Origin of the sequence: Thalassotalea loyana, from assembly GCF_030161435.1 — a bacterium.
GTDB lineage: Bacteria > Pseudomonadota > Gammaproteobacteria > Enterobacterales > Alteromonadaceae > Thalassotalea_G > Thalassotalea_G loyana.
The window spans coordinates 198,766-220,375 of record NZ_BSSV01000007.1; the positions used below are offsets into that span (position 1 = coordinate 198,766).

The window sequence follows — 21,610 nt, forward strand, 5'->3', positions numbered from 1 at the left end:
ATTACTTCTCTAATTTTTGTTCTAAACGCAATATATGTCCTTTTAATTCGATTATCTCTTCAATAAGCGGTGTTATAGCATCGGATACCGCTTTTTCTATTTGCGCTGATAGGTCGGTATTAGCTGCTTTATTCTTTGACTTTATATCGCTATTTTTCGCACTTTTTGGCGCAATATAATCGCTTTGGTGTTGCCAGGTTTTCAGTGTAGAAATGATGAGTGGCAACGGTGTATTTTGAGTTAGCCTTGCTTTAACGAGCGCCACAGTTGGCTTTTTTCCTTGGTTTGCAAGGACGTTAGCAGTGATGATAATTTCTTCAATGTTGGTCATATTGATAATAAATTCATTTAATAATTCATTACATTTTAGCGAAATTGACTATCGTTTTCATCAGGTTATTTAGGTTTTTAAAATAAAATCCTTGTTTTTCAGTGGCTTGTCAACTTGGTCAGCGAATTGCTAATTCAAGCTATCGGAAATGATAAGAAAAATTTAAAGAGGATATTATGAAAAAGTCACTTTTAACGCTTGCGCTTGTTACACCATTGGTTATGGGCCTTTCTGCTTGTTCAATCAATATTGGCGATGATGACTATGATCGTTACCATACATCAAATAACAGTTCTGAGTACAACAACAGACAGGAAATCTCAAAGCTGCGAATTGATACGCCATATGTTGAAGTCGTGAACCGAATGGGTGTTGCAGAATTTAATGAAACCTATGAAAAAAATGGTGAAACGATTCAAGTGCTGTACTACCGAACTCAACGTAAACATAGCGACGGTATGACTACAAAAGATGAGTGTACTCCACTTATTTTTAAAGGTGGTTTATTAAAAAGCTGGGGCGATATTGCACTCGGCCAAATCTAATCTTCAATAGGATGGTTAAGCGCTATCTCAACCTAGCGCTTAACCCATCGACAACTTCTGTCCAATCAGAATCTTCAGCGAGAGCCTCTTGTAAAAAGGCTGCTTGTGATGCGTTCCAAATACTCGCTTTTTCAACAGGGATATTTGGAGCTAACCCTTTGTGTTGTTCAATAAATCGTTCAATTTCTTTGTCACTGTTAGCTAAGCCCAATTGGGCAAACAGACAGGCTAATGTATGAGATGAGCGGTCCATAATGATCTCCTTAATACATAACCCAAGTATAGTGTTAAAAAGAGTTATTCGTTAAATACGTTTGACCAAAAAACAAACAAGCCTTAAGGTTGTAAAATAAAAAATATAAAAACAACAGTGTTGGAGGGAGTGTCAATGAGTAGTGAAGCCGTTGTCCAAGAGAAACCTGAAATTAGAGCCGAGTATTTAAGCGCGGAAGATCTTAAAATCGCAGCATCTCTTTTATATCAGGCCTATCATGACGATCCATTATTTCTGGAAATCTTTAATGGTGAGAAAGATGACTACGAGCAAAGGTTGCGAGCAGCAATAAGAGAAGAACTTGCAGCATTCTGGCAATCGAACCAGCCTATTATTGGGCTCTATTTAGGAGAAGCAATGGTCGGTGTCGCTTGTCTTAATAGCCCTGATCAAACCATTGAGTCCGAACGCTTCTGGCACTGGCGATTAAAAATGTTGCTGGGTGCAGGGTACTTAAGTACCAAGCAAATGATTGAAAAAGAGAAAACAATCATGGCTGCGGTACCCATGAAACATTTCCATATGTTATCTTTTATCGCTATTCACCCTCTACATCAACACCATGGTTTTGGCCATTATCTAATGGCGGCAGTAGATACGATTTTGCAAGAGCATTCGTTAAGCGAAGGCGTCGCGGTATTTGCGACGATGCAAAAGTATCGCGAGTTTTTTAACGATGTGAACTATGAAGTTGTTGAGGAATTGTCTTTCGGCAAAGTAGATGGTGCATTAATGGTCCACTATAGACATTCATAGGAGTCGTTGTATGTCTGAAAAAAAATACCAATCTTTTGCCGAATTTTATCCTTTCTATTTATCTCAACATAAAAATAGAGTGTGTCGGTCGTTACATTATTTGGGTAGCGCCATTGGTCTGTACTGTTTGTCATTATGTATTCAAACGGGTGAATGGCTATATCTCGTCTATGGCCTTGGGGCCGGGTATGGTTGTGCCTGGATAGGCCATTTCTTTTTTGAGAAAAATAAGCCAGCCACATTCCAACACCCTTGGTACAGCTTTATTGGCGACTGGCGTATGCTATGGGATTTTATTACCGGTAAATTACGTTAACGTTACGTTAGCCATTTACGCTCGGCGAATATTTGTACTTCGCTTCTTAATAGGTTATGTTTATTTTGCTCGGGACGTTAACATGTTGTTAATTTAGGTTTTGTTAACTTCTCAATATGAATGATTAAAGGATTAATGCTATGAAAAAATTTTTTACAGCAATTGCAATGGTTGGCGCATTTTTAACTGCACCAACTGTATCAGCAGAACAAATTGAAGCATGTCAAACTGATGAGTGTGTTGAATACTTTAAACAGTTTAAAAAAGGGGCTAAGCGCGGTCACCTGCAGGCTTATGCGACCTTAGGTCAATTTTATTATGTCGGTTACGGCACAGAAAAAGACGAAGACAAAGCGTTAAAGTATTTAAGAAAAGCCGCTAAGAAGGGCGAGCAATCTTCGATGTATTTAGTGGGCGCTATTTCACTAATTAGCGAAGAAAATAAAGATTTGAAAAAGGCCGTTAAATACCTAGAGAAAGTTGCGAAATCAAACTACAAAGATTCTAACTTTTTATTAGGTACTTTGTACGTAAATGATAAGTACTTAAAACGTGATTTTGAAAAAGCTGATTTTTATTTAGCTAAAGCATACAAGCAACGCGACCCTCGCATGCCAGAGTTATTAACCTCTGTTGCTGATGATTTAGAAAAGCACAAAACAAGCTTCCCTTTGCTTACAAAGCAAATGAATAAGAAGCCAATGAAAAAAGCTGCAGACTCAACATTTGAGTGGCCAAAAACGAATATGGAAGTGATTACGATTAACTCACCACCATTAGCTACACGTTTTGATGAGCAAATTGTTACGTTCAAGAAAAGAAAGAAAACAACAGGCTCTAAATTCCAAGGTCAAACATGTGATGAGCAAGTAGGTTGTTACCAAACGCGATTAAATGGTCAAGCCATTGATACGTTCTTCAACGTAACTTCTGCTTACTCATACTCTAACTAGACTAGTTTCACTAGGATATAAAAAAGCCAGCAGATAGCTGGCTTTTTTGTTTTTAACGTCCGCCGTTGATGATCAGCTACATACCCGATAGCTGATCTACGGTTGCTGTGCAGCTCTCGGCAAAAATGTCGAGGAAATACTGCACTTCCGGTAATTGTTGTTTAATTTTTTCTAGTTTGTTGTCCAAGTTGACTTTGACATGAGCAAACTCTTGATTGCCAAAATGCAGTTCGTCGAGTGTTTTCAAATATGCTGAGAGTAAGTCAGCAGCTTTAATAAGCTGTTTGTATTCTGCATCAACATTATCTTGGATAATTAATGCATTGTAGATGTCTCGAAAGTCTTCAGGTAACGAGTCGATGCATTCTTGCTCTGCTAACTTTTCTAAACGTTTAAATTCGCGAGTAATCTCAGGATTATGATATTTGGTATTGTGATTAATATCTTGGTGTCGAGCTTCGCTACACTCATGGAACAGTGCTAAGGTAGAAGCTCTATCAGCATTGAGAGTTCCATTGAATTTAGTGTTTCTGATGACCGCTAATAAGTGGGCGATAACGGCCACTAGATGTGAATGTTCGGCTACGTTTTCTGGTTTGATACAATGCATAAGTGCCCACCGTTTGATGAGCGGCATGCGATATATCCAAGCGATAAAATTACTCTGTTTCATTGTCGTCACCTTGACGATATGTTTTGAAAAAATGAGCTAGGCGTTCAATAGCTGGGATTAATTCGTCTTCATGAGGCAAGAACACTAGCCTGAAATAATTTGCTTCATCGATGTTAAAGCCACGACCATGAACCAAGAGAATTTTCTCTTGCGTTAAAATGTCTAACACCATTTGTTCATCATTGGTGATATTGAATTTCTCTTTATCTACCTTTACAAATAAGTATAGAGCGCCCATTGCTTTTTCACAGGATAAACCTTCAATTGCATTAATCCCTTCGTAGGCGATATCTCTTTGTTTCTTCAACCTACCGCCTTCATTTATCAGCTCATTTATGCTTTGGTAACCACCTAATGCTGTTTGTATTGCATGTTGAGAGGGGACATTGGCACAAAGTCTCATCGAAGCGAGCATATTAAGCCCTTCTATATAACCTTTCGCGTGGTGTTTCGGTCCAGTAATGACCATCCATCCCGCTCTAAAGCCAGCGATTCGATAGTTTTTTGAAAGCCCACCCATGGTAATAATAAGCACATCTTCAGCCAGGCGAGCGGTAGGGGTATGAACCGCACCATCATATAAGATCTTATCGTAGATTTCGTCACTAAAGACGATTAGTTGGTGCTCACGAGCAATCGCTATAATCTCTTCCAATACTTCTTTTGAATACACTGCACCTGTTGGGTTGTTCGGGTTGATTAATACGATGGCCTTAGTCTTTTCTGTGATCTTCGATTTCATATCGTCGATACTCGGAAACCAGTGGTTTTCTTCTTCACAGCGGTAATGAACTGGTGAGCCACCAGATAGGGAAACAGCGGCAGTCCATAATGGATAATCGGGTGCAGGAATCAAAACTTCGTCATCGTTATTTAGCAAACCCTGCATCGCCATAACAATGAGTTCGCTTACACCGTTTCCGATAAAAATATCGTCAACTTCTACGTTTAAGATGCCTTGCTGCTGAAAATATTGCATCACCGCAACACGAGCCGAGTAAATACCTTTAGAGTCGCTATAACCTTGTGCGGTTGGTAGCTGACGAATAACGTCTTTTAAAATATCGTCGGGTGCTTCAAAGCCAAATGGGGCAGGGTTACCAATATTGAGCTTCAGTATTTTGTGGCCTTCTTCTTCTAAACGCTTGGCTTCTTGGGCAATTTGACCTCGAATGTCGTAACAAACATTGTCAAGTTTTAAAGATTTTTCAATATTTTTCATATCTATGCCCAGGAAAGTGTATTAGTGAGTGTGGTTACTCGCATTGTTACGAAAAAAAAACTATTTTGAAATAGTTACTTGCACTTTTTTAATAGCATTTTGATGTAAAACACCTAATGTAGTTATTAAGTAAGCTAAATCGAGAGTTAATTATGCCATTACCTTTACTGTGGTTAGGTGCGGCTGCTGTTTCTGCGTTAGCGATAAAGTCAGCTGCAGATGATCGCAAAAAAGCCTATCAAGATCGTCGACTTAAAACCGGTGTAGATCGGTACTCTGGTGAACATGGAAGTGCAGTCGGTATTTACCCGACGGATTTATTCCATAGTGAGGTTGTTGTTGAGCCTGAAATAGGCAGCGTGGTTTGCTGTGGGATCGGTGGTTTATTTGAGCATACGGGGATATGGGTAGGTGACAATACCATCGTTGAGCTTGATGGTAATGGTCTTATCAAACCAATTTCAGCAAGGCGTTTCTTAGGTAATCGCAGTGGTGATAATATTTTTGTTGCCTGTGATTCAAACGCAACACCTTTAGCTTTGCCCGAGATCGCTCACAAAGCATTAGATCAAATTTATCAATATGAAGACTACCACCTGATTGAAAATAACTGTCATCAATTTATCTGGCACTTGTTTGATGAGCTGAAAACACCGATTACAAGCTTTAGTTCACTCAATGAAAATCTGGCGAAATATTACGATAGGGTAATTTATTGGGACTTAGCCAAAATAGATGATTTGAGATATTAGCAGCGAGAAGATGCACAAACAAAAACACCGCCAACTGGCGGTGTTTCTTTTTAACTATTGATGTCGTTATTTGAACAGCTCAAGTACGCTATCAATCGCGACAAGTGATTTTTCACCTGTGATGCGATCTTTTAGTTCAACTTCTTGGTTATCAAGGTTGCGTTCACCAACAACAAGTAGTTTTGGTGTGCCCATCAACTCATGATCGTTAAACATCACACCTGGGCGCTCTTTTCTGTCGTCAAAGATAACTTCAATACCAGCTTGTTGTAATTGAGCGTATAGTTTCTCAGCTGTTTCTTGAACGCGTGCTGATTTATGCATGTTCATAGGCACGATCGCCACTTGGTATGGTGCAATGGCTGCTGGCCACTTAATACCGTATTTATCGTGGTTTTGCTCAATTGCTGCTGCGACAATACGAGATACACCAATACCGTAACAACCCATGGTTAAGGTTTGGTTTTTACCCGACTCCGTTAACACGCCACAATTCATTGCCTCAGCGTATTTTTGACCAAGCTGGAAGATATGACCCACTTCGATACCACGTTTAATTTCAATTTTACCTTTACCACATGGACTTGGATCGCCAGCTACTACGTTACGTAAATCGGCAACTTCGTAGTTTTGCGCGTCGCGATCCCAGTTTGCACCAGTAAAGTGGAAACCGTCTTCATTCGCACCACAAACAAAATCAGCTAGATGTGCTGCACTGCGGTCAGCGATGACGCGGATGTTAAGGTTAACAGGGCCAATTGAACCCGCATTAGCACCAGTTGCTGCAACAAGCTCTTCATCTGATGCGAATGTTAATGGTGATGCAACACCTTCAAGCTTTTCTGCTTTTAATTCGTTTAGCTCGTGATCGCCACGTAGCACTAAAGCGATAACTGGTGCTTTTTCACCTTCTTGTGCTTCACCAAGTACCAATAAAGTTTTAACGGTTGTTGTAGCATCAATGTTTAAGAAGTTAGCTACTGCTTCGATAGTTTTTGCGTCTGGCGTTGCGACTTTTTCTAATGACGCACTTGGTGCTGGGCGCTCACCAGCAGGCGCTAATGCTTCAGCCTTTTCAATGTTTGCCGCGTAATCGCTTTCATCGCTAAATGCGATATCGTCTTCACCTGAATCAGCCAACACGTGGAATTCGTGTGAACCTTCACCACCAATTGAGCCATTGTCAGCAATTACTGGACGGAAATCTAAACCCAAACGTTCGAAAATACGGCAGTACGCGTCGAACATCACTTGGTAAGTTTCTTTCAAGCATTCATCTGTTGTATGAAATGAGTAAGCATCTTTCATTAAGAACTCACGACCACGCATTACACCGAAACGAGGACGAATTTCGTCACGGAACTTGGTTTGAATTTGGAATAAGTTCATTGGTAATTGCTTGTAGCTACTAATTTCGTTGCTTACAAGCTTGGTGATAACTTCTTCGTGCGTTGGGCCTAAAACAAATGGGCGTTGATGGCGGTCATTTAAGCGCAGTAATTCAGGGCCGTAGTCGTCCCAGCGACCTGACTCTTCCCATAAATCTGAAGGTTGAACCATTGGCATCAATACTTCAATTGAACCCGCACGTTCCATTTCTTCACGTACGATGTTTTCTACTTTCTTTAGCACTTTTAAACCAGTGGGTAACCACGTATACAAACCTGAAGCTAGGTGGCGAATTAAACCCGCACGTAGCATTAATTGGTGGCTAACAACTTCAGCGTGAGCTGGGGTTTCTTTTAACGTAGAAAGTAAGTATTGACTAGTACGCATTTAAAATTATGTCCATGTCGGATGATTCAAAAATAAAGTGGCTTATTCTAACAGGGCGTTTATCGTGGCAAAAGGGCTAACGCGATAAAAATTCGTAATTACCGTGATTGATAAACATTGATAGTATTTAATACCGCTTGATTTTCACCCATTCCACCAATTGTAATAAACTGGTTGTTAAATTTGAGTAGGGCTCGATGGTCCATCGTGTTGGTATTTGTTTTCGATTTTTGCCAAGTATTCGATGACAAACTATAGCGCCAAAGTGCACCGTCAGGCTCTGATGGTACTTGGTTATAGCCAATGCCACTGTAATTGTATGGATTATCACTACCACCAATAAAGACAATACTATTGGAGGCTTCATCGCCCATAGCCGCCATCCGATATCTTGCTGTACCTGTTGGGTGAGGCAGGGTTGTCCAGTGGATTTTGGTTAAGTCCTTGTCGTTTATTTTGCCCTTATAACAAGCCGGTTCTGCAGAAAATCCTCGACGCTTTTGCGGGTAGTAGTCGACTTTTACACCATCACAAATCACCATCGTATCGCCAACAATTCCACCAGCTTGACCAAAAACGGGTTTGCCAGGAAATGGTGACGCCTGTTGCCACGTATCTGTTTGGGTATCATAAACCTGCACTAAGTTTACGTTGCCGTCATTATGCCAGCCACTAATCAAGTATATGTATCTTTCTTGATAGGAGAGGGCGACACTATCATCAACAGGCACTGGCATGGGTGCAAGTTCTGTATATTGATTGTTGACGACGTCAAAACGGTAGACATCGGGTACCGAAACCTCACTATGATCTGCGGCAACTGTGTAACCACCAAAAACATATGCGTTTGGCCCTATCGCTGCTGCGACACTAGCTAAACGGCCAACTAATCCATCAATAGGTTTTTTAATCGGCACAGGTTTAGCTGTTTTCCATACATTTTTTGACGCCTGATAAACGAACACTTTATTGTGTACGTCATGATGGGTTTTACCTTGAGCTAAGCCTGAAAATGAAATTAAATATTCGTCATCGTTCACATGGATTTGCGTTGCGGCATTGTTGGCAACGGCTTCAGGTAAATTAGCAAGATTCTTGCTATTGGCTGCGTAAATCGTTTGATTGAAAAGTAATAATGCAGTGGTTAACGCAGAGGTGTAAAGAAGGCGTTTGCTCATTAAGTAATTGCTTTTGTCGGATTATTTATCGATAGAGCTTAACGAACTGACACTACCTTGTCATTTTTTTCACAAAAACAACGACGAATAAGGCGATGGTAAAGCTTCCTGTAAAAGCCTCAAATGCTGCAATGGCCCTCGATACTCCAATAGGCGTGAAATCGCCATAGCCCAACGTCGTAAACGTCACAATTGAGTAGTAGAGACAGCTGAAAAACCAATTAATATTCTGACTGAGGGGCGCATTGACGTCAAAGATATAGAATTCACCATGGTAATTTAAACCTGTAAGGCTATACAAGATGGCACAAATGAAAATAAGGAGTATTGAAAAGCCAACGATGCGAATTGGCTCTTCTCCGTAACCACAAAATAGATCTATCGCCTTGGAGACTATGCGTTTTGCTGAGTATTTAGGTTGTTGCATTCGGCGCATGGTGAGTTCTTTCTTGATAAAAGCCCCTGCGTAATTAAACAAGCCCTCGGATTCAGCATGTTTGCGTAAATCACGATAAATTTCTTCTGATTGAATAAAGTACTCGTGAGCACTCTTTTGATGACTTTTGGCTATAGCGAGTTTGGCTAAATCTTCTTGAAAAATGGTTTTTCCAAATTCGATATTCTCAATCTTACACCCGTGGAGTCGAATACCTAGCATATTTGCATTGCGCAGCGAGGCGCAGTTCAAGTTGGCATCACGCAAATCGGCCTTCATGAGACTTGCATTATCAAGGTTAGCATTGAACATGTGAGCATCGCGCAAGCTAGCACGATAGAAGTCGCAGTATGATAAATCGTAACCAGTTTTGTGGCCGTGATTAACTAGGTCAATATCGTCAAGTTGGCAGCGTTGCAGCTTTAGGCCACGTGTAAATCCACCGTGCTGGGCATAGTGTTCAAGTTTATCTTTAATATCTGCACCAGATTTATCGACATTTGCACTGTGCCAAAAACATAAGCCATCGTCAGTCGCATGGTTTGGGCAAAGGTGTCCGTCTGGATCAATATACTGACATTTTTGCTGTTCTTCACTCATACAAACAGTATAGTAAGGTTCTAAAATTATTCATGTTTCTTAGTAAGGTAAAATTGATATGGCCAATACCGTTGTTTTAGCTGATTACCACAATCCTACTCACGCGCAAGACCTTGTTATGTTACTCAATGCTTATGCCAAAGATCCTATGGGGGGAGGCGAGCCTTTATCGACGTTTACCCAAGACAACTTGATCAAAGCTTTACGAGAGCAGCCGCAGGTTCTTTCGTTGATATGTTATGTGGATGATAAGCCTGCTGGCTTGGTCAACTGTGTTAAAGGCTTTTCGACATTTAGCGCCAAGCCATTAATCAACATTCATGATGTCGTGGTATTAAAACAATTTCGAGGCTTAGGCATTAGTCAACTTATGATTCAACAAGTTGAAGCTATAGCCATCGAACATGGGTGTTGTAAGCTAACTTTAGAAGTTTTAGAAGGAAATGTCGTAGCCAAAGCAGCCTACAAAAAACTTGGTTTTGGTGGTTATGAGCTTGACCCCAAAATGGGGCAAGCTGTGTTTTGGCAAAAAACGCTCAGTTAATTAAAACTTAATTGAACGACGTCGACCACCAGTTGGTTGTGTCGGCGTATCTTTTTTTTGTGAGTTTGAAGGAGGCTTATTCTTCTTTGCCTTTGGTTTGCTGCCTGTTGATTTTGGCTTCTTGGCACCAGCATGCTTCTCGGTTTTAGGTTTTCTTATGACTTCTACTGGCTCATTATGGCAAATGAGCTCAATAATATCGCCATTAAACGCGACAATATCGCCATGGTAAACTTTCTTGCGCTTTTGCGTTTCCACCTCATCATTGAGGAAAACATACCCTTGACTAATTAGCACTTTTGCTTCGCCACCGCCGCCAACAAGGTCAGCAAGTTTTAACAATTTGTATAGCTCAATAGGTTGTTGTTCAAGTTCAACTTGATAGTGGTTACCAGACATAGCACAGTCAATTCAGTTTCTAGAAGGCTTAGTTTAACATTTCAGTTGGTTACAAGTAAGTATCCTTAATGAAAACTTAATGTTACGAAAAATAATGTGAACACAAATTACACATTATTTGCTTGTTTTACACTTTTTAACATGTATAATGCGCGCCATCAGAAACGGCAAGGTTCTTGAAAAAGTTCCACGCAAAGCCACCGGTCTAAGGATGATATCTAAGACAGCGGGGTTGCCTGAAAGCACATCTTTGCATCCGTTTCATAATTTTATTATCTACTTCTTAGGATTTGTTGTTATGAAAAATTTGCTCGCTGTATTATCAATTGCTTTAACTTCTACATTCGTTGCTGCACCAGTTCAGGCTTCTACTATTGGCCAGTCAGTGTGTGAATATGTAGCAGCTGATGATAAATCACGTTTACGTTCATTCTTAAAAACGAATAAATTGAAAATCCGTAATATCTATGATGGTTTAGAGTGTAACGGTGCAAACTTACTTGCATTTGCTAGCGATAAAAACGCAGTTAAAACGGGTTCTTTAATTATTTCTAAGTTACCTAAGAAAACAGTTGAAGCTCACCTAGCAAGCATCAAATCAGCTGAACTAAGCGCTGCAGCTCAAAAGCGTGTAAATGGCTAACAGTTCTATTTAAAAAAAAGCGAGCTTAATGCTCGCTTTTTTTTACTCTCTAGTTGTTCGACAGGGCCATCAGTTTGTTAATTTACTGACAGAATCCCTAACAATGACAGTTGGTTCAAACACTCTTTCTATTTCTAATTTCTTTTGTTGATACACGTCTCTTAATACAAGTTGCGCCGCCATTTTACCCATTTCATCAACTGGGTTATCAATTGTGGTGAGTGTTGGATACAAGTAGTTGGCAAATATCACGTTATCGAAGCCAATAATTGATAACTGCTCGGGTAGGTTAATATTATGCTCTCTTGCATATTTCATGGCACCTGACGCCATTTCATCATTGGCGCAAACTAATGCGGTAAAATTAAATTTTTCATCTAAAAAGTGCTTTAAGCCAGCGCTACCACCTATCTCTCTAAAGTCACCAATATAGAATAGATTTTCATCAAACTCGATGTCATGTTCTTTCAACGCACGCTTGTGGCCTTGAAGACGGTTGCTGGCATCAGCTTTGAATTGCGGGCCAGCAATATAGGCAATGTTAGTATGGCCAAGATCAATGAGTGTTTTAGTCGCTAAATAACCACCAGCTTCATTGTCCAAACTAATACATTTATCTTTAAGTGCTTCAACATGTCTGCTCATAGAATAAACGGGCACTTTACCTTTGTTGATTTCAATCAGATACTCATCACTGACAGCTTCGACATGCGCAATGATCGCGTCGCAGTTTCGACCAATAAGAAATTCTATACCATCCTTTTCTTTTTCTTCTTCTGAGTGACCAGTAGTGATAATAACGTGTTTACCCGCAGCACGAAGCTCCGTTTCTATGCCAGACATCATTTGACCAAAGAAAGCACCGCTCAATTCAGACACTAAAATACCAATACTGTTTGAGCAGTTAGACGCTAGTGATTGTGCAATAGCATTAGGGCGATAACCTAGCGTGTCCATTGCCTCTAATACTTTCTTTTTTGTTTTATCACTGACTCTTGCATTTTTGTTCATTACCCGTGAAACGGTCGCTAATGAAACGCCTGCTAGTTTTGATACTTCGTAGATTGTTGCCATATATAGTTATTCAGAATTCCTAAACAGTAAAATACTAACAAATTTTATAAGGTTTATTAACTTGCCGTTAGATTTAATTTCGCTTGAATTTCGTCTAGCTTCTTAGCATTTAGCGTGTACTTAGCCATCACAGCAGCCGCAAAATAAGAACCTAATGCAGGTAAAAGAGTAAAGCTAATCAATATGCCCTGTTTGGTCGCTTCTGTTTGCTCGATGTTTGGCTGATAGTTGTAATATGCCATTAGCCATCCCGCGAGTGCTCCGCCAATGGCGACTCCCATTTTGATAAAGAAAATGATGCCCGAATAAATTAAGCCAGTGATTCGAATACCCGTTTTATCATGACCATAATCAATCGTGTCTGCCATTTTAGCCCACAGTAAAGGCGTCGCCATATCCAAGAAAAACTTCCACAAAATAAATGCAGCAAAAGCTAAATAAATTTGATCTGGTTGAATGAAAAACGCTAAGGCACATAGTGTTGCAGCAATGACTTGTAACGTAATGTAGGCTTTAATCTTACATACACGCTCGGCTAAAGGTTGCGCAACAGCACAACCAATCATCGATGCAATGACACCTACTGTTATGAAGGGAGTCATTAACTCTTCATCGCCTAAATAATATTTGACGTAATAGACCGCTAGCGTGAATTTTAACACTTGGCCAGAGAGCAGAAATAGGGCGACCAAACACAGGATTCGCCATTGGTCATTCTTCCATAAATGCTTTAGTGCAATTAAAAACGGTACGGATTGCTCTTTAGGTTGTTCTATACGCTCTTTTGTACCTGCGAAACAGAGTAAAAATAAAACAAAACCTAGGATACTCATCGCAGTCATTGCCAACTGATAACCTTTGGCATCATCGCCTTGACCGAAAAACTCAACCAACGGCATAGTGCATGCCGCAACAATTAATCCCCCTAACATCCCGAAAACAAAGCGGTATGACTGGACGGTTACACGTTCTTTTGCATCAGCCGTGATTACACCGCCTAATGCGCAATAGGGGATATTAATTGCCGTATAAGCAATCATTAGTAATGTATAAGTTGTAAAACAATAGATTATCTTGGCGGTACCCTCCAAATCAGGAGTGGTAAACGCTAACACACTGATAATGGCAAAAGGTAGTGCTAACCAGAGCAGGTAAGGGCGAAAATGCCCCCAACGTGTTTGGGTTTTGTCGGCGATTGAACCCATCAAAGGATCAGTGACGGCATCGAATATTCTAACCGCTAGGAACATAGTACCAACTATAGCCGCATCTAAACCGACAACATCGGTGTAATAGAGCATGAGAAATGTCATTACCGTTTGGAAAATGATATTGCTTGCGGTATCACCTAATCCATAGGCTACTTTTTCTTTAACACTGATCATAATAATTATTCTTATATTTTTTTGATGGGTTAGCGTCGTGAATTGATTAGGTCACGATAATTTAATCCGCTTTGTTTAATAGTACGAGTTTGCGATTCATAATCAACGTAAACGATACCAAATCGTTTTAAATAACCTTCTGCCCACTCAAAGTTGTCCATTAAGCTCCATGCGAAATAACCTTGGACATTAACGCCATGTTCAATAGCGTTATTAACGGCATTTAAATGATCCTGATAATACTCAACACGATCTTGATCGTTTACTTGACCATTTTCAATTACATCCGCCATGGCTGCGCCATTTTCGGTAATGTAAATTGGCGGTAAGGTGTAGCGAGCATCTAAATCTCTTAATAGGCTGGTAAAGGCCTCTGGGTATATTTCCCAGCCAATATCGGTCAAAGGAGCTGGTGGTGGAAGCTGTTCAAATACCGAATGTTCATCTGCGCGATAAATAGCACGGGTATAAAAGTTAATCCCTAAAAAGTCGATAGGTTGACCAATAATCTCCATATCACCGTCTAAGATACTTGGTTGTTCTTCATCTGGTAACTGACTCATGATATCAGGGTAGCATTTGTCAAAAATCGGTTTGATGTACCATTGATTGAAATAGTCATCGGCAAATTGAGTCGCCGCAATATCTTCTAATGAATCACTTGCGCTGTAACATGGTGTAAAATTGAGCACGATACCATTTTGCGCGTTTGGTGCATTTTTCTTTAAAACCTGCATGCCTAACCCGTGCGCAAGTAATAAATGATGTGCTGCTTGTCTACCGTCGGCTCGGCTTGACTTTCCTGGTGCATGAATACCCGCTTCATAACCAAGGTAAGAGCTACAAAAAGGTTCATTGAGTGTCGCATATGAGAAAACGCGATCGCCAAATGCCTTGGTCACTAGATCAACATAATCGGCAAATTGATATGCTGTATCTCTATTTAACCAGCCACCTTTGTCTTCTAAATGCTGCGGTAGATCCCAATGGTATAAAGTGACATAAGGTTTAATCTTTTTAGCATTTAACGCATCTAAAATATTGATATAGAAATCAACGCCAGCCTGGTTTAATGAGCCATCTAACTTAATAAGGCGAGGCCAAGACAATGACAGTCGGTAAGCGTCTACCCCTAGACTATCGATGAGCTCGATATCGTCGCGCCAGTGATTGTAATGATCACAAGCGACGTCGCCGTTAGAATTGTCTGCAATTTTCCCTTCTGTTGCGCAAAAGGTATCCCAAATACATGGTAAACGATCGTCGACACCGCCCTCTATTTGAAATGAAGCAGTTGCGACACCGTATGTAAACTGCTTAGACAGCATTTTTGAGCCTTGGGGCAAGCTATAGTGAGCCATTTGTAAGCCTTTCCATTCTAAATAAACAAGATATATTTTATTCTTAATTAATTTTGAAAGCGCTTACAAAAATATTTGAAAAAAAATACCAAGTGGTATTTAATGAGTTAGTGAAAGCGCTTACATTTGAGTAGAGTAGTTTGAAAATAATAAAAGGTCAACACTTTAGTTTTCGATGCTAGCGCTAATAAGTCATAATCTTATGACCATAAATTTATAAATAAAATAATAGGGTTAACTATGTCAGGTTTTACGCCAAATTCAGCTCATCCAGCGAATGACAATAATGCATCAGGACAAACAGATTATACGTTTGCGTTGACGTCATTGACGTCATTATTTTTTATGTGGGGATTCATCACGTGCTTGAACGATATTTTGATTCCACATTTAAAAGGAGTCTTCGATTTAAGCTACACGCAAGCCATGCTGATTCAATTTTGCTTTTTTGGAGCATACTTTTTAGTTTCATTGCCTGCGGGTAAATTGGTAAAAAATGTTGGGTATCAAAAAGGTATTGTCGTTGGCCTGATTATCGCTGCGGTTGGCTGTATCAGCTTTTACCCAGCAGCAATTATGCAAAGCTACCCTGTCTTTCTAATCGCTTTGTTTGTGCTAGCAAGTGGTATAACGGTACTACAAGTATCGGCTAACCCTTATGTCAGCATATTAGGTAAACCTGAAACAGCGTCTTCTCGTTTAACCATGACTCAGGCGTTTAATTCGCTGGGTACGACTGTCGCACCTTTTTTCGGTGCATATTTAATTCTTGAGCAAGCAGGTAATGAAGTAGCTAACTCGGCTGAAGCTGTGCAAACGCCGTACTTATTGCTTGCAGCTATGTTATTGATCCTCGCCGCTATATTTGCCTACTTAAAATTACCGGAGATGCGTGAAGATGATGAGCCGGGAACTACAGAAACACAGGGAAGTGCGTGGCAGTATAAACATCTTGTGATGGGCGCTGTTGGTATCTTTGTTTATGTTGGTGCTGAAGTTTCTATCGGAAGCTTTTTAGTGAACTTTTTGGGCGAAGATTATATTGCCGGTTTGGAAGAACATGATGCGGCAAAATATATCGCTTATTACTGGGGCGGCGCCATGGTAGGTCGTTTTATTGGCGCAGGTGTGATGCAAAAAATCGCTGCGGGTAAAGTGTTAGCGTTTAATGCATGTGCCGGTATGGTGCTTATTCTTGTTACCATGATGACATCAGGTCAGGTTGCCATGTGGTCAATCTTATTAGTCGGCCTTTGTAACTCCATTATGTTCCCAACAATTTTCAGCCTCGCAATTACTGGCTTAGGAAATCATACCTCACAAGGCTCTGGTATTTTATGTTTAGCAATTGTCGGTGGTGCAATTCTACCAGTATTCCAAGGTATGTTAGCTGACAGTATAGGTATACAAGCATCATTCATTCTACCTGTATTTTGTTATGCATATATTGCTTATTACGGCCTTATTGGGTCTAAACCTCAACCTGAAAAATCAGCTTAATAGGATTTGTTAAGTCAATGAAAACAACAATTAAACCATTAGCTATGCTTGTTGCTTTAGCTGCAGTTACGGCATGTTCAAATGAACAAGTTGAGGAGAAAGATTCTCAACAGTCAATGCAGAAAGAAACCATGAACAATATTAACATTTGGCCAGCATTAGATTTTGAAGTTAAACAGGATGCTGAAGTTGAAGCGAAGGTAAAGGTATTATTGGCAACAATGACGCTTGAGCAAAAAGTCGCGCAAATGATTCAGCCAGAAATTCGCGATATCACGATTGAAGATATGCGCAAATATGGTTTTGGCTCATACCTCAATGGTGGTGGCTCATTCCCGAATAACAACAAACAATCAACGCCAGAAGATTGGATTAAATTAGCAGAAGCAATGTACCAAGCGTCAATTGACGATTCAATCGATGGTTCTAAAATCCCAACAATGTGGGGTACTGACGCTGTTCATGGACATAACAACGTTATTGGCGCAACGCTGTTCCCTCATAATATCGGCTTGGGCGCAATGAATAACCCTGCTCTTATTGAAAAAATAGCTGAAATTACTGCAAAAGAAGTGATGGTGACGGGAATCGATTGGGTTTTTGCACCAACAGTAGCGGTAGCACGAGACGATCGCTGGGGTAGAACCTATGAAAGTTATTCTGAAGACCCAGACATTGTGCGTGAATATTCAGCATCGATCGTGAAAGGCCTCCAAGGTCATGCTGACGGCGATTTTTTAAGTGACAAACGGGTGATCAGTACGGTTAAACACTTTCTTGGTGATGGTGGAACGGAGCAGGGTGACGATCAAGGCGACAACATTGCGTCTGAACAAGACCTATTTGATATTCATGCGCAAGGTTATGTTGGTGGTTTAACAGCTGGTTCTCAGTCCGTAATGGCGTCGTTTAATAGCTGGCATGGTGAAAAAATTCACGGAAAAAAATACCTGTTAACTGATGTCCTGAAAGACAAAATGGGCTTTGATGGCTTTGTTGTTGGTGACTGGAATGGTCATGGGCAAATAAAAGGCTGTAGTAATGAAGACTGTCCTCAAGCAGTAAATGCGGGGTTGGACATGTACATGGTGCCAACAGATGCGTGGAAACCTTTGTATGAAAATACTATTGCTCAAGTTAAATCAGGCATTATTCCCCAGTCGCGTATTGATGATGCGGTAACTCGTATCTTACGAGTCAAATTTAGAGCGGGTCTATTCGATAAGCCAAGTCCTGCAAACAGAGAGTACTCAGGCAAAACTGAATTAATCGGTGCTGACGCTCATCGTGAAGTCGCACGTCAAGCGGTTCGCGAATCTCTTGTTCTACTTAAAAATAAAGGTAATGTTTTACCACTGGCACCAAAACAACACGTGCTTGTTGCCGGTAACGGAGCAGATAATATTGGTAAGCAATCGGGCGGTTGGACAGTAACTTGGCAAGGCACAGGTAACAACAATAACGATTTCCCTGGTGGCACATCAATCTATGATGGCATTGCTGAAAAAGTGAATGCCGCAGGCGGTAAAGTAACTTTAAATGTCGATGGCGAGTTCACAGATAAACCTGATGTGGCTATTGTGGTGTTTGGTGAAGACCCGTACGCAGAAGGTCATGGAGATAGAGACAATTTAGATTACCAACGAGGTGAGAAAACGGATTTAGCCCTACTCGAAAAATTAAAAGCACAAGGTATTCCTGTTGTTTCAGTATTTATTAGTGGCCGCCCAATGTGGGTAAATGCTGAGCTAAACGCTTCAGACGCTTTTGTTGCTGCTTGGTTACCTGGTTCTGAAGGTAATGGTGTTTCAGATGTGCTATTTACTTTGCCAAATGGAGAAGTTGCTCACGACTTTACAGGTAAGCTTTCTTTCTCTTGGCCAAATGATGCAAATCAAGCCGTAGTGAATAAAGGGGATGATGACTATAAACCATTATTACCATATGGCTTCGGCTTGCGTTATGGTGAAGAAAACACCCTAGGTGATGATCTGAATGCTGAATTAACCATAGATGCAAATGCACAGCTGAAAGAAGTATTCTTCGACGGCAAAATGCACAAGCCTTGGTTGATGTGGTTAGTGTCTGGTGATGAACGATTACAGCCAAATGCCAACACTCACACGTTAAATAGCTTAAGCTACAGAACGGTAGACCGCTTAGTGCAAGAAGATTCAATTCAATTAACTTTCTTAGGTAAAGAACGAGCAGGGATTCGTTTAGTAAGTAAAAGTAACTTTAGAGAAGACCTACGCTCGGCCATTGAAAACAATGCTAAGCTAACCTTTATGGTTAACGTATTAGAGAAGCCTACAGCACCAATTGTAGTGAGCATGGCGTGCCAGAAAGCTGAGAGCTCTGATGACAATTGCGGTGCAGCAATAGATGTGACGGATGATTTAAGTGGTCGCTTACATCATGGTTGGTCGCAAGTCTCAATTGATTTAGCGTGCTTTGCTAAAAAAGGCATGAGTTTTGGTGATATGGTTGCCCCGTTTGAGTTGATTACCGATGGTAAAGCAACAATTCAACTAAGCAATATTATCTATGATCCTCAGATCAAAGAAGTAGCCAATATTAGCTGCCAATAAAGTATGGGTTTATCAAAAAAGGCGACTGAGTTGAACGCTCAGTCGCCTTTTTTATATCTGGATATGCGGTCAACTAACGCTAGGCAATGCTAAGTCAGTTGGGTTACTTAAACTCGATAAAAATATTGCTCGTTAACCGAGCCTCTTGAAGCTGATTTGAAATATCCGTTTGCGGGTTGACTAGCGTTGAGTGTAATAATTTGCCTGGGTAAATTGCGACGCGGTTAGGTCGATAAGCTATACGATGATAGCATTCGAATTGATTTGTTGATTCGTTTGGGTAGCCTTGTTTAGGCTCTCCTTGTTGGTCAATCTCAGCTTGGCAGAGGGCGAGGTATTCATCTATACGTTGAGCTGTTATCGATTCAAAGTTTGTTGCTTTGTGGCGAAATAGACCTGTGCCGCCATGGGAGTTTTCATTTAAATAATGGAGCAGGGCAAAGTAATGATCGTGAGTACTGTCAAAATGAGGCAATCGCTGCAATAAGGAAAGCTCATGCTCTTGCTTGGTGATCATTGAGTAATACGTATCGAGAACTTTTAACTGTTTGTGTTTGGGGATTTGGTAAATATCGTAAAGCGCCATATAAACACTTTGTAGGGTTTTTATGACATAGTCTTTAGGTAAGATTTTTCTTAGGCCCGGGTAATAACTGTGTTCATCAGGGCTAAAACCATCAATGGACATAGGCTGAGCTGGTTGAATCGGAAAGTTATCAATAATGACTATCGGCGTTTGCTCTATGCCAACATGCTCGATAGTCATTTCAATACCATTAGGTAACGACAGGCGTTCGGCCATTGATTACATTACCTTTGATTTACAATAATGGTTGATAAAGTCTAAGTGATTTGGCCACTGACTAACTTTTTTAGCTGTGCCGTCTTTGATTCTGTTTAAGAATAATTTCAACTCGTCATCGCTCATTTGGTCCACGATTGGGTGATATTGCTCTGGTATTAAGCCTTGACCAACCATCACTTGAATCCAGGAGTTTAAACCAAATAAGTCATCGGGTTTTTTATATACCTGACCACTTTGACCAAATAAATCCATACGATGTTTTAAACTATCTGTGATTGGCATGCTCTTACAGTAGCGCCAAAATTTAGAATCGGTACGGTCAGTCAGGTGGTAATGTAAAATAATAAAGTCACGAATGTTGTCACATTCCGCTTTGGTTTGAGCGTTAAACTCATCTATGTCGGCTTGGTTTATTCCACGATTAGGCATTAACTGCATTAAACGGACAATTGCACGTTGAAATAAATGAATTCCTGTAGACTCTAATGGCTCAATAAAACCACTCGATAAGCCCACGGCGATACAGTTCTTGTTCCAATGTTTAAGGCGTGTACCTGTTTTATATTTAATAACGCGCGGTTGATTGATTGGCTCACCCTCAACGTTATTTAATAAAAATTCGATAGCCTCGTCATCACTCATATACTTGCTACAAAATACCAGGCCGTTGCCCGTTCTATTTTGTAGTGGAATACGCCATTGCCAACCCGACTCTCTTGCAATAGAGCGAGTGTAAGGGACTGGATCCCCGACCGATTTTGTTTGCACGGCAACGGCACTGTCGCAAGGTAGATAGTGACTCCAGTCCTCATAACCTGTATGTAGTGCGTCTTCAATGAGTAAGCCTCTAAACCCTGTACAATCAAGGAATAGATCGCCCTCAACAACCTTTCCTGATGCGAGAGTTAGCGATTCAATATAGCCAGTTTGAGAACACAGGTTTACGTCTTGTATTTTACCTTCAACACGCTTTGCACCATGTTTTTCTGCTATATTTCTTAAATATTTTGCGTAAAGACCAGCATCTAAATGATACGCGTGATTTAAATCTTGATTTGCCATGACGGCGAAACGGCCTTCACGAGCAGCTAAATGCTCTGGGCAGTAGTCGCCAATCTCACTTGCAATACCTTTTTGTATTCCTTTAAGCCAGAAGTGCTGAAAGCCACAAGCCCAACAGTCCTGCCCAAGAAAGCCAAACGAATGGATATAGTCTTGATTGACATCTTTCCAATTTTCAAAAGAAATACCTAACTTAAAAGTGGCATTCGTTGCCGCCATAAAGTCTTTTTCTTCGATGCCTAACAAACGGTGAAAAATATGCAGGGTAGGGATTGTCGCTTCACCAACCCCAACGGTTGGGATGTCATCTGACTCCACCAAACTGACCTCAAGGTTTTTACCTAATAATTTTGCAAAAGCTGCAGCTGCCATCCAGCCTGCGGTACCACCACCGGCAATGACAACGCGTTTTATTGGTTTATCCATCATAACTA

General features: G+C 40.6%; 22 protein-coding genes and 1 riboswitch. Of the genes, 9 read left to right on the forward strand and 13 right to left on the reverse strand.

Translation table 11 applies throughout. From position 1 onward, the window contains the following. Position 1 precedes the first annotated feature (1 nt). Positions 2 to 331 carry a hypothetical protein gene (locus QQK05_RS15310; RefSeq protein ID WP_284300161.1) on the reverse strand — a complete coding sequence of 110 codons (330 nt, stop codon included), beginning with the start codon at positions 329 to 331 and terminating at the stop codon, positions 2 to 4. Between the two features lie 176 nt (positions 332 to 507). Between QQK05_RS15310 and QQK05_RS15315 the strand changes: the two genes are divergently transcribed. After that, positions 508 to 876, forward strand: coding sequence for a DUF3192 domain-containing protein (locus tag QQK05_RS15315; RefSeq protein ID WP_284300162.1), 369 nt, complete (start codon positions 508 to 510; stop codon positions 874 to 876). A 22-nt stretch (positions 877 to 898) separates the two neighbouring features. Here QQK05_RS15315 and QQK05_RS15320 read toward each other — a convergent pair whose 3' ends face one another. Beyond that, complete coding sequence (locus QQK05_RS15320) at positions 899 to 1,129, reverse strand: DUF2789 domain-containing protein (RefSeq protein WP_284300163.1); 231 nt, start codon at positions 1,127 to 1,129, stop codon at positions 899 to 901. 135 nt (positions 1,130 to 1,264) lie between these two features. On the opposite strand from QQK05_RS15320, the gene QQK05_RS15325 reads away from it, so the two are divergent. The 3 genes from QQK05_RS15325 (at position 1,265) to QQK05_RS15335 (ending at position 3,175) form a co-directional block, all read left to right on the forward strand. After that, positions 1,265 to 1,906 carry a GNAT family N-acetyltransferase gene (locus QQK05_RS15325; protein ID WP_284300164.1) on the forward strand — a complete coding sequence of 214 codons (642 nt, stop codon included), beginning with the start codon at positions 1,265 to 1,267 and terminating at the stop codon, positions 1,904 to 1,906. 10 nt (positions 1,907 to 1,916) lie between these two features. Continuing rightward, positions 1,917 to 2,222 (forward strand): DUF962 domain-containing protein, encoded by a 306-nt coding sequence (locus QQK05_RS15330; protein WP_284300166.1) that lies wholly within the window; start codon positions 1,917 to 1,919, stop codon positions 2,220 to 2,222. A gap of 140 nt (positions 2,223 to 2,362) precedes the next feature. Then, on the forward strand, positions 2,363 to 3,175 hold the full coding sequence (locus tag QQK05_RS15335) for a tetratricopeptide repeat protein (protein WP_284300168.1): 813 nt from the start codon (positions 2,363 to 2,365) through the stop codon (positions 3,173 to 3,175). A 76-nt stretch (positions 3,176 to 3,251) separates the two neighbouring features. Here QQK05_RS15335 and yfbR read toward each other — a convergent pair whose 3' ends face one another. Both yfbR and QQK05_RS15345 read right to left on the reverse strand, forming a co-directional pair. After that, positions 3,252 to 3,848: a 5'-deoxynucleotidase gene (gene yfbR, locus QQK05_RS15340; RefSeq protein WP_284300169.1), complete on the reverse strand. Its 597-nt coding sequence runs from the start codon at positions 3,846 to 3,848 to the stop codon at positions 3,252 to 3,254. Continuing rightward, positions 3,835 to 5,070, reverse strand: coding sequence for a pyridoxal phosphate-dependent aminotransferase (locus QQK05_RS15345; protein ID WP_284300170.1), 1,236 nt, complete (start codon positions 5,068 to 5,070; stop codon positions 3,835 to 3,837). The genes yfbR and QQK05_RS15345 overlap by 14 nt, the downstream gene beginning before the upstream one ends. 152 nt (positions 5,071 to 5,222) lie before the next feature. On the opposite strand from QQK05_RS15345, the gene QQK05_RS15350 reads away from it, so the two are divergent. Continuing rightward, positions 5,223 to 5,822, forward strand: a complete 600-nt coding sequence (locus QQK05_RS15350) for a C40 family peptidase (protein WP_284300172.1) — start codon at positions 5,223 to 5,225, stop codon at positions 5,820 to 5,822. Positions 5,823 to 5,888: 66 nt separating this feature from the next. On the opposite strand, the gene QQK05_RS15355 is transcribed toward QQK05_RS15350, so the two are convergent. The 3 genes from QQK05_RS15355 to QQK05_RS15365 form a co-directional block, all read right to left on the reverse strand. Next, positions 5,889 to 7,598, reverse strand: a complete 1,710-nt coding sequence (locus QQK05_RS15355; protein ID WP_284300173.1) for a proline--tRNA ligase — start codon at positions 7,596 to 7,598, stop codon at positions 5,889 to 5,891. 98 nt (positions 7,599 to 7,696) lie between these two features. Continuing rightward, positions 7,697 to 8,776, reverse strand: coding sequence for a Kelch repeat-containing protein (locus QQK05_RS15360; protein WP_284300175.1), 1,080 nt, complete (start codon positions 8,774 to 8,776; stop codon positions 7,697 to 7,699). 52 nt (positions 8,777 to 8,828) lie between these two features. Next, positions 8,829 to 9,812, reverse strand: coding sequence for an ion channel (locus QQK05_RS15365; protein WP_284300177.1), 984 nt, complete (start codon positions 9,810 to 9,812; stop codon positions 8,829 to 8,831). A 58-nt stretch (positions 9,813 to 9,870) separates the two neighbouring features. On the opposite strand from QQK05_RS15365, the gene QQK05_RS15370 reads away from it, so the two are divergent. After that, positions 9,871 to 10,356: a GNAT family N-acetyltransferase gene (locus QQK05_RS15370; RefSeq protein ID WP_284300179.1), complete on the forward strand. Its 486-nt coding sequence runs from the start codon at positions 9,871 to 9,873 to the stop codon at positions 10,354 to 10,356. On the opposite strand, the gene QQK05_RS15375 is transcribed toward QQK05_RS15370, so the two are convergent. Next, positions 10,357 to 10,755 (reverse strand): RNA-binding S4 domain-containing protein, encoded by a 399-nt coding sequence (locus QQK05_RS15375; protein ID WP_284300181.1) that lies wholly within the window; start codon positions 10,753 to 10,755, stop codon positions 10,357 to 10,359. A 156-nt stretch (positions 10,756 to 10,911) separates the two neighbouring features. Then, a riboswitch (cyclic di-GMP riboswitch) is annotated at positions 10,912 to 10,995 on the forward strand. Positions 10,996 to 11,053: 58 nt separating this feature from the next. Between QQK05_RS15375 and QQK05_RS15380 the strand changes: the two genes are divergently transcribed. Beyond that, complete coding sequence (locus QQK05_RS15380; protein WP_284300183.1) at positions 11,054 to 11,398, forward strand: DUF3718 domain-containing protein; 345 nt, start codon at positions 11,054 to 11,056, stop codon at positions 11,396 to 11,398. A 69-nt stretch (positions 11,399 to 11,467) separates the two neighbouring features. Here QQK05_RS15380 and QQK05_RS15385 read toward each other — a convergent pair whose 3' ends face one another. The 3 genes from QQK05_RS15385 to QQK05_RS15395 are packed head-to-tail and all read right to left on the reverse strand — an operon-like array spanning position 11,468 to position 15,218. After that, positions 11,468 to 12,472 carry a LacI family DNA-binding transcriptional regulator gene (locus tag QQK05_RS15385; protein ID WP_284300186.1) on the reverse strand — a complete coding sequence of 335 codons (1,005 nt, stop codon included), beginning with the start codon at positions 12,470 to 12,472 and terminating at the stop codon, positions 11,468 to 11,470. A gap of 56 nt (positions 12,473 to 12,528) precedes the next feature. Beyond that, positions 12,529 to 13,857, reverse strand: coding sequence for a glycoside-pentoside-hexuronide (GPH):cation symporter (locus QQK05_RS15390; protein ID WP_284300187.1), 1,329 nt, complete (start codon positions 13,855 to 13,857; stop codon positions 12,529 to 12,531). Positions 13,858 to 13,886: 29 nt separating this feature from the next. Then, entirely contained in the window at positions 13,887 to 15,218 is a 1,332-nt protein-coding gene (locus tag QQK05_RS15395; protein ID WP_284300189.1) for a GH1 family beta-glucosidase, read from the reverse strand. Between the two features lie 240 nt (positions 15,219 to 15,458). Here QQK05_RS15395 and QQK05_RS15400 point away from each other — a divergent pair, with 240 nt between their 5' ends. Both QQK05_RS15400 and QQK05_RS15405 read left to right on the forward strand, forming a co-directional pair. Beyond that, on the forward strand, positions 15,459 to 16,718 hold the full coding sequence (locus QQK05_RS15400; protein WP_284300192.1) for a sugar MFS transporter: 1,260 nt from the start codon (positions 15,459 to 15,461) through the stop codon (positions 16,716 to 16,718). A 17-nt stretch (positions 16,719 to 16,735) separates the two neighbouring features. Continuing rightward, positions 16,736 to 19,309 (forward strand): glycoside hydrolase family 3 protein, encoded by a 2,574-nt coding sequence (locus QQK05_RS15405; RefSeq protein WP_284300194.1) that lies wholly within the window; start codon positions 16,736 to 16,738, stop codon positions 19,307 to 19,309. Positions 19,310 to 19,412: 103 nt separating this feature from the next. Here the strand turns inward: QQK05_RS15405 and QQK05_RS15410 are convergent, their stop codons facing one another. Both QQK05_RS15410 and QQK05_RS15415 read right to left on the reverse strand, forming a co-directional pair. Continuing rightward, positions 19,413 to 20,111 (reverse strand): DUF6445 family protein, encoded by a 699-nt coding sequence (locus QQK05_RS15410; RefSeq protein ID WP_284300195.1) that lies wholly within the window; start codon positions 20,109 to 20,111, stop codon positions 19,413 to 19,415. Between the two features lie 3 nt (positions 20,112 to 20,114). Then, positions 20,115 to 21,602, reverse strand: coding sequence for a tryptophan halogenase family protein (locus tag QQK05_RS15415; protein ID WP_284300322.1), 1,488 nt, complete (start codon positions 21,600 to 21,602; stop codon positions 20,115 to 20,117). Between the last annotated feature and the right edge of the window lie 8 nt (positions 21,603 to 21,610).

What these genes read in the sequence shown, in the direction of transcription:
- QQK05_RS15385 (WP_284300186.1), bottom strand. Translation starts at nt 12,472, where the DNA reads ATGGCAACAATCTACGAAGTATCAAAACTAGCAGGCGTTTCATTAGCG.
- QQK05_RS15375 (WP_284300181.1), bottom strand. Translation starts at nt 10,755, where the DNA reads ATGTCTGGTAACCACTATCAAGTTGAACTTGAACAACAACCTATTGAG.
- QQK05_RS15405 (WP_284300194.1), top strand. Translation starts at nt 16,736, where the DNA reads ATGAAAACAACAATTAAACCATTAGCTATGCTTGTTGCTTTAGCTGCA.
- QQK05_RS15315 (WP_284300162.1), top strand. Translation starts at nt 508, where the DNA reads ATGAAAAAGTCACTTTTAACGCTTGCGCTTGTTACACCATTGGTTATG.
- QQK05_RS15390 (WP_284300187.1), bottom strand. Translation starts at nt 13,857, where the DNA reads ATGATCAGTGTTAAAGAAAAAGTAGCCTATGGATTAGGTGATACCGCA.
- QQK05_RS15365 (WP_284300177.1), bottom strand. Translation starts at nt 9,812, where the DNA reads ATGAGTGAAGAACAGCAAAAATGTCAGTATATTGATCCAGACGGACAC.
- QQK05_RS15360 (WP_284300175.1), bottom strand. Translation starts at nt 8,776, where the DNA reads ATGAGCAAACGCCTTCTTTACACCTCTGCGTTAACCACTGCATTATTA.
- QQK05_RS15400 (WP_284300192.1), top strand. Translation starts at nt 15,459, where the DNA reads ATGTCAGGTTTTACGCCAAATTCAGCTCATCCAGCGAATGACAATAAT.
- QQK05_RS15335 (WP_284300168.1), top strand. Translation starts at nt 2,363, where the DNA reads ATGAAAAAATTTTTTACAGCAATTGCAATGGTTGGCGCATTTTTAACT.
- QQK05_RS15370 (WP_284300179.1), top strand. Translation starts at nt 9,871, where the DNA reads ATGGCCAATACCGTTGTTTTAGCTGATTACCACAATCCTACTCACGCG.
- QQK05_RS15395 (WP_284300189.1), bottom strand. Translation starts at nt 15,218, where the DNA reads ATGGCTCACTATAGCTTGCCCCAAGGCTCAAAAATGCTGTCTAAGCAG.
- QQK05_RS15345 (WP_284300170.1), bottom strand. Translation starts at nt 5,070, where the DNA reads ATGAAAAATATTGAAAAATCTTTAAAACTTGACAATGTTTGTTACGAC.
- QQK05_RS15380 (WP_284300183.1), top strand. Translation starts at nt 11,054, where the DNA reads ATGAAAAATTTGCTCGCTGTATTATCAATTGCTTTAACTTCTACATTC.
- yfbR (WP_284300169.1), bottom strand. Translation starts at nt 3,848, where the DNA reads ATGAAACAGAGTAATTTTATCGCTTGGATATATCGCATGCCGCTCATC.
- QQK05_RS15410 (WP_284300195.1), bottom strand. Translation starts at nt 20,111, where the DNA reads ATGGCCGAACGCCTGTCGTTACCTAATGGTATTGAAATGACTATCGAG.
- QQK05_RS15310 (WP_284300161.1), bottom strand. Translation starts at nt 331, where the DNA reads ATGACCAACATTGAAGAAATTATCATCACTGCTAACGTCCTTGCAAAC.
- QQK05_RS15325 (WP_284300164.1), top strand. Translation starts at nt 1,265, where the DNA reads ATGAGTAGTGAAGCCGTTGTCCAAGAGAAACCTGAAATTAGAGCCGAG.
- QQK05_RS15355 (WP_284300173.1), bottom strand. Translation starts at nt 7,598, where the DNA reads ATGCGTACTAGTCAATACTTACTTTCTACGTTAAAAGAAACCCCAGCT.
- QQK05_RS15320 (WP_284300163.1), bottom strand. Translation starts at nt 1,129, where the DNA reads ATGGACCGCTCATCTCATACATTAGCCTGTCTGTTTGCCCAATTGGGC.
- QQK05_RS15350 (WP_284300172.1), top strand. Translation starts at nt 5,223, where the DNA reads ATGCCATTACCTTTACTGTGGTTAGGTGCGGCTGCTGTTTCTGCGTTA.
- QQK05_RS15415 (WP_284300322.1), bottom strand. Translation starts at nt 21,602, where the DNA reads ATGGATAAACCAATAAAACGCGTTGTCATTGCCGGTGGTGGTACCGCA.
- QQK05_RS15330 (WP_284300166.1), top strand. Translation starts at nt 1,917, where the DNA reads ATGTCTGAAAAAAAATACCAATCTTTTGCCGAATTTTATCCTTTCTAT.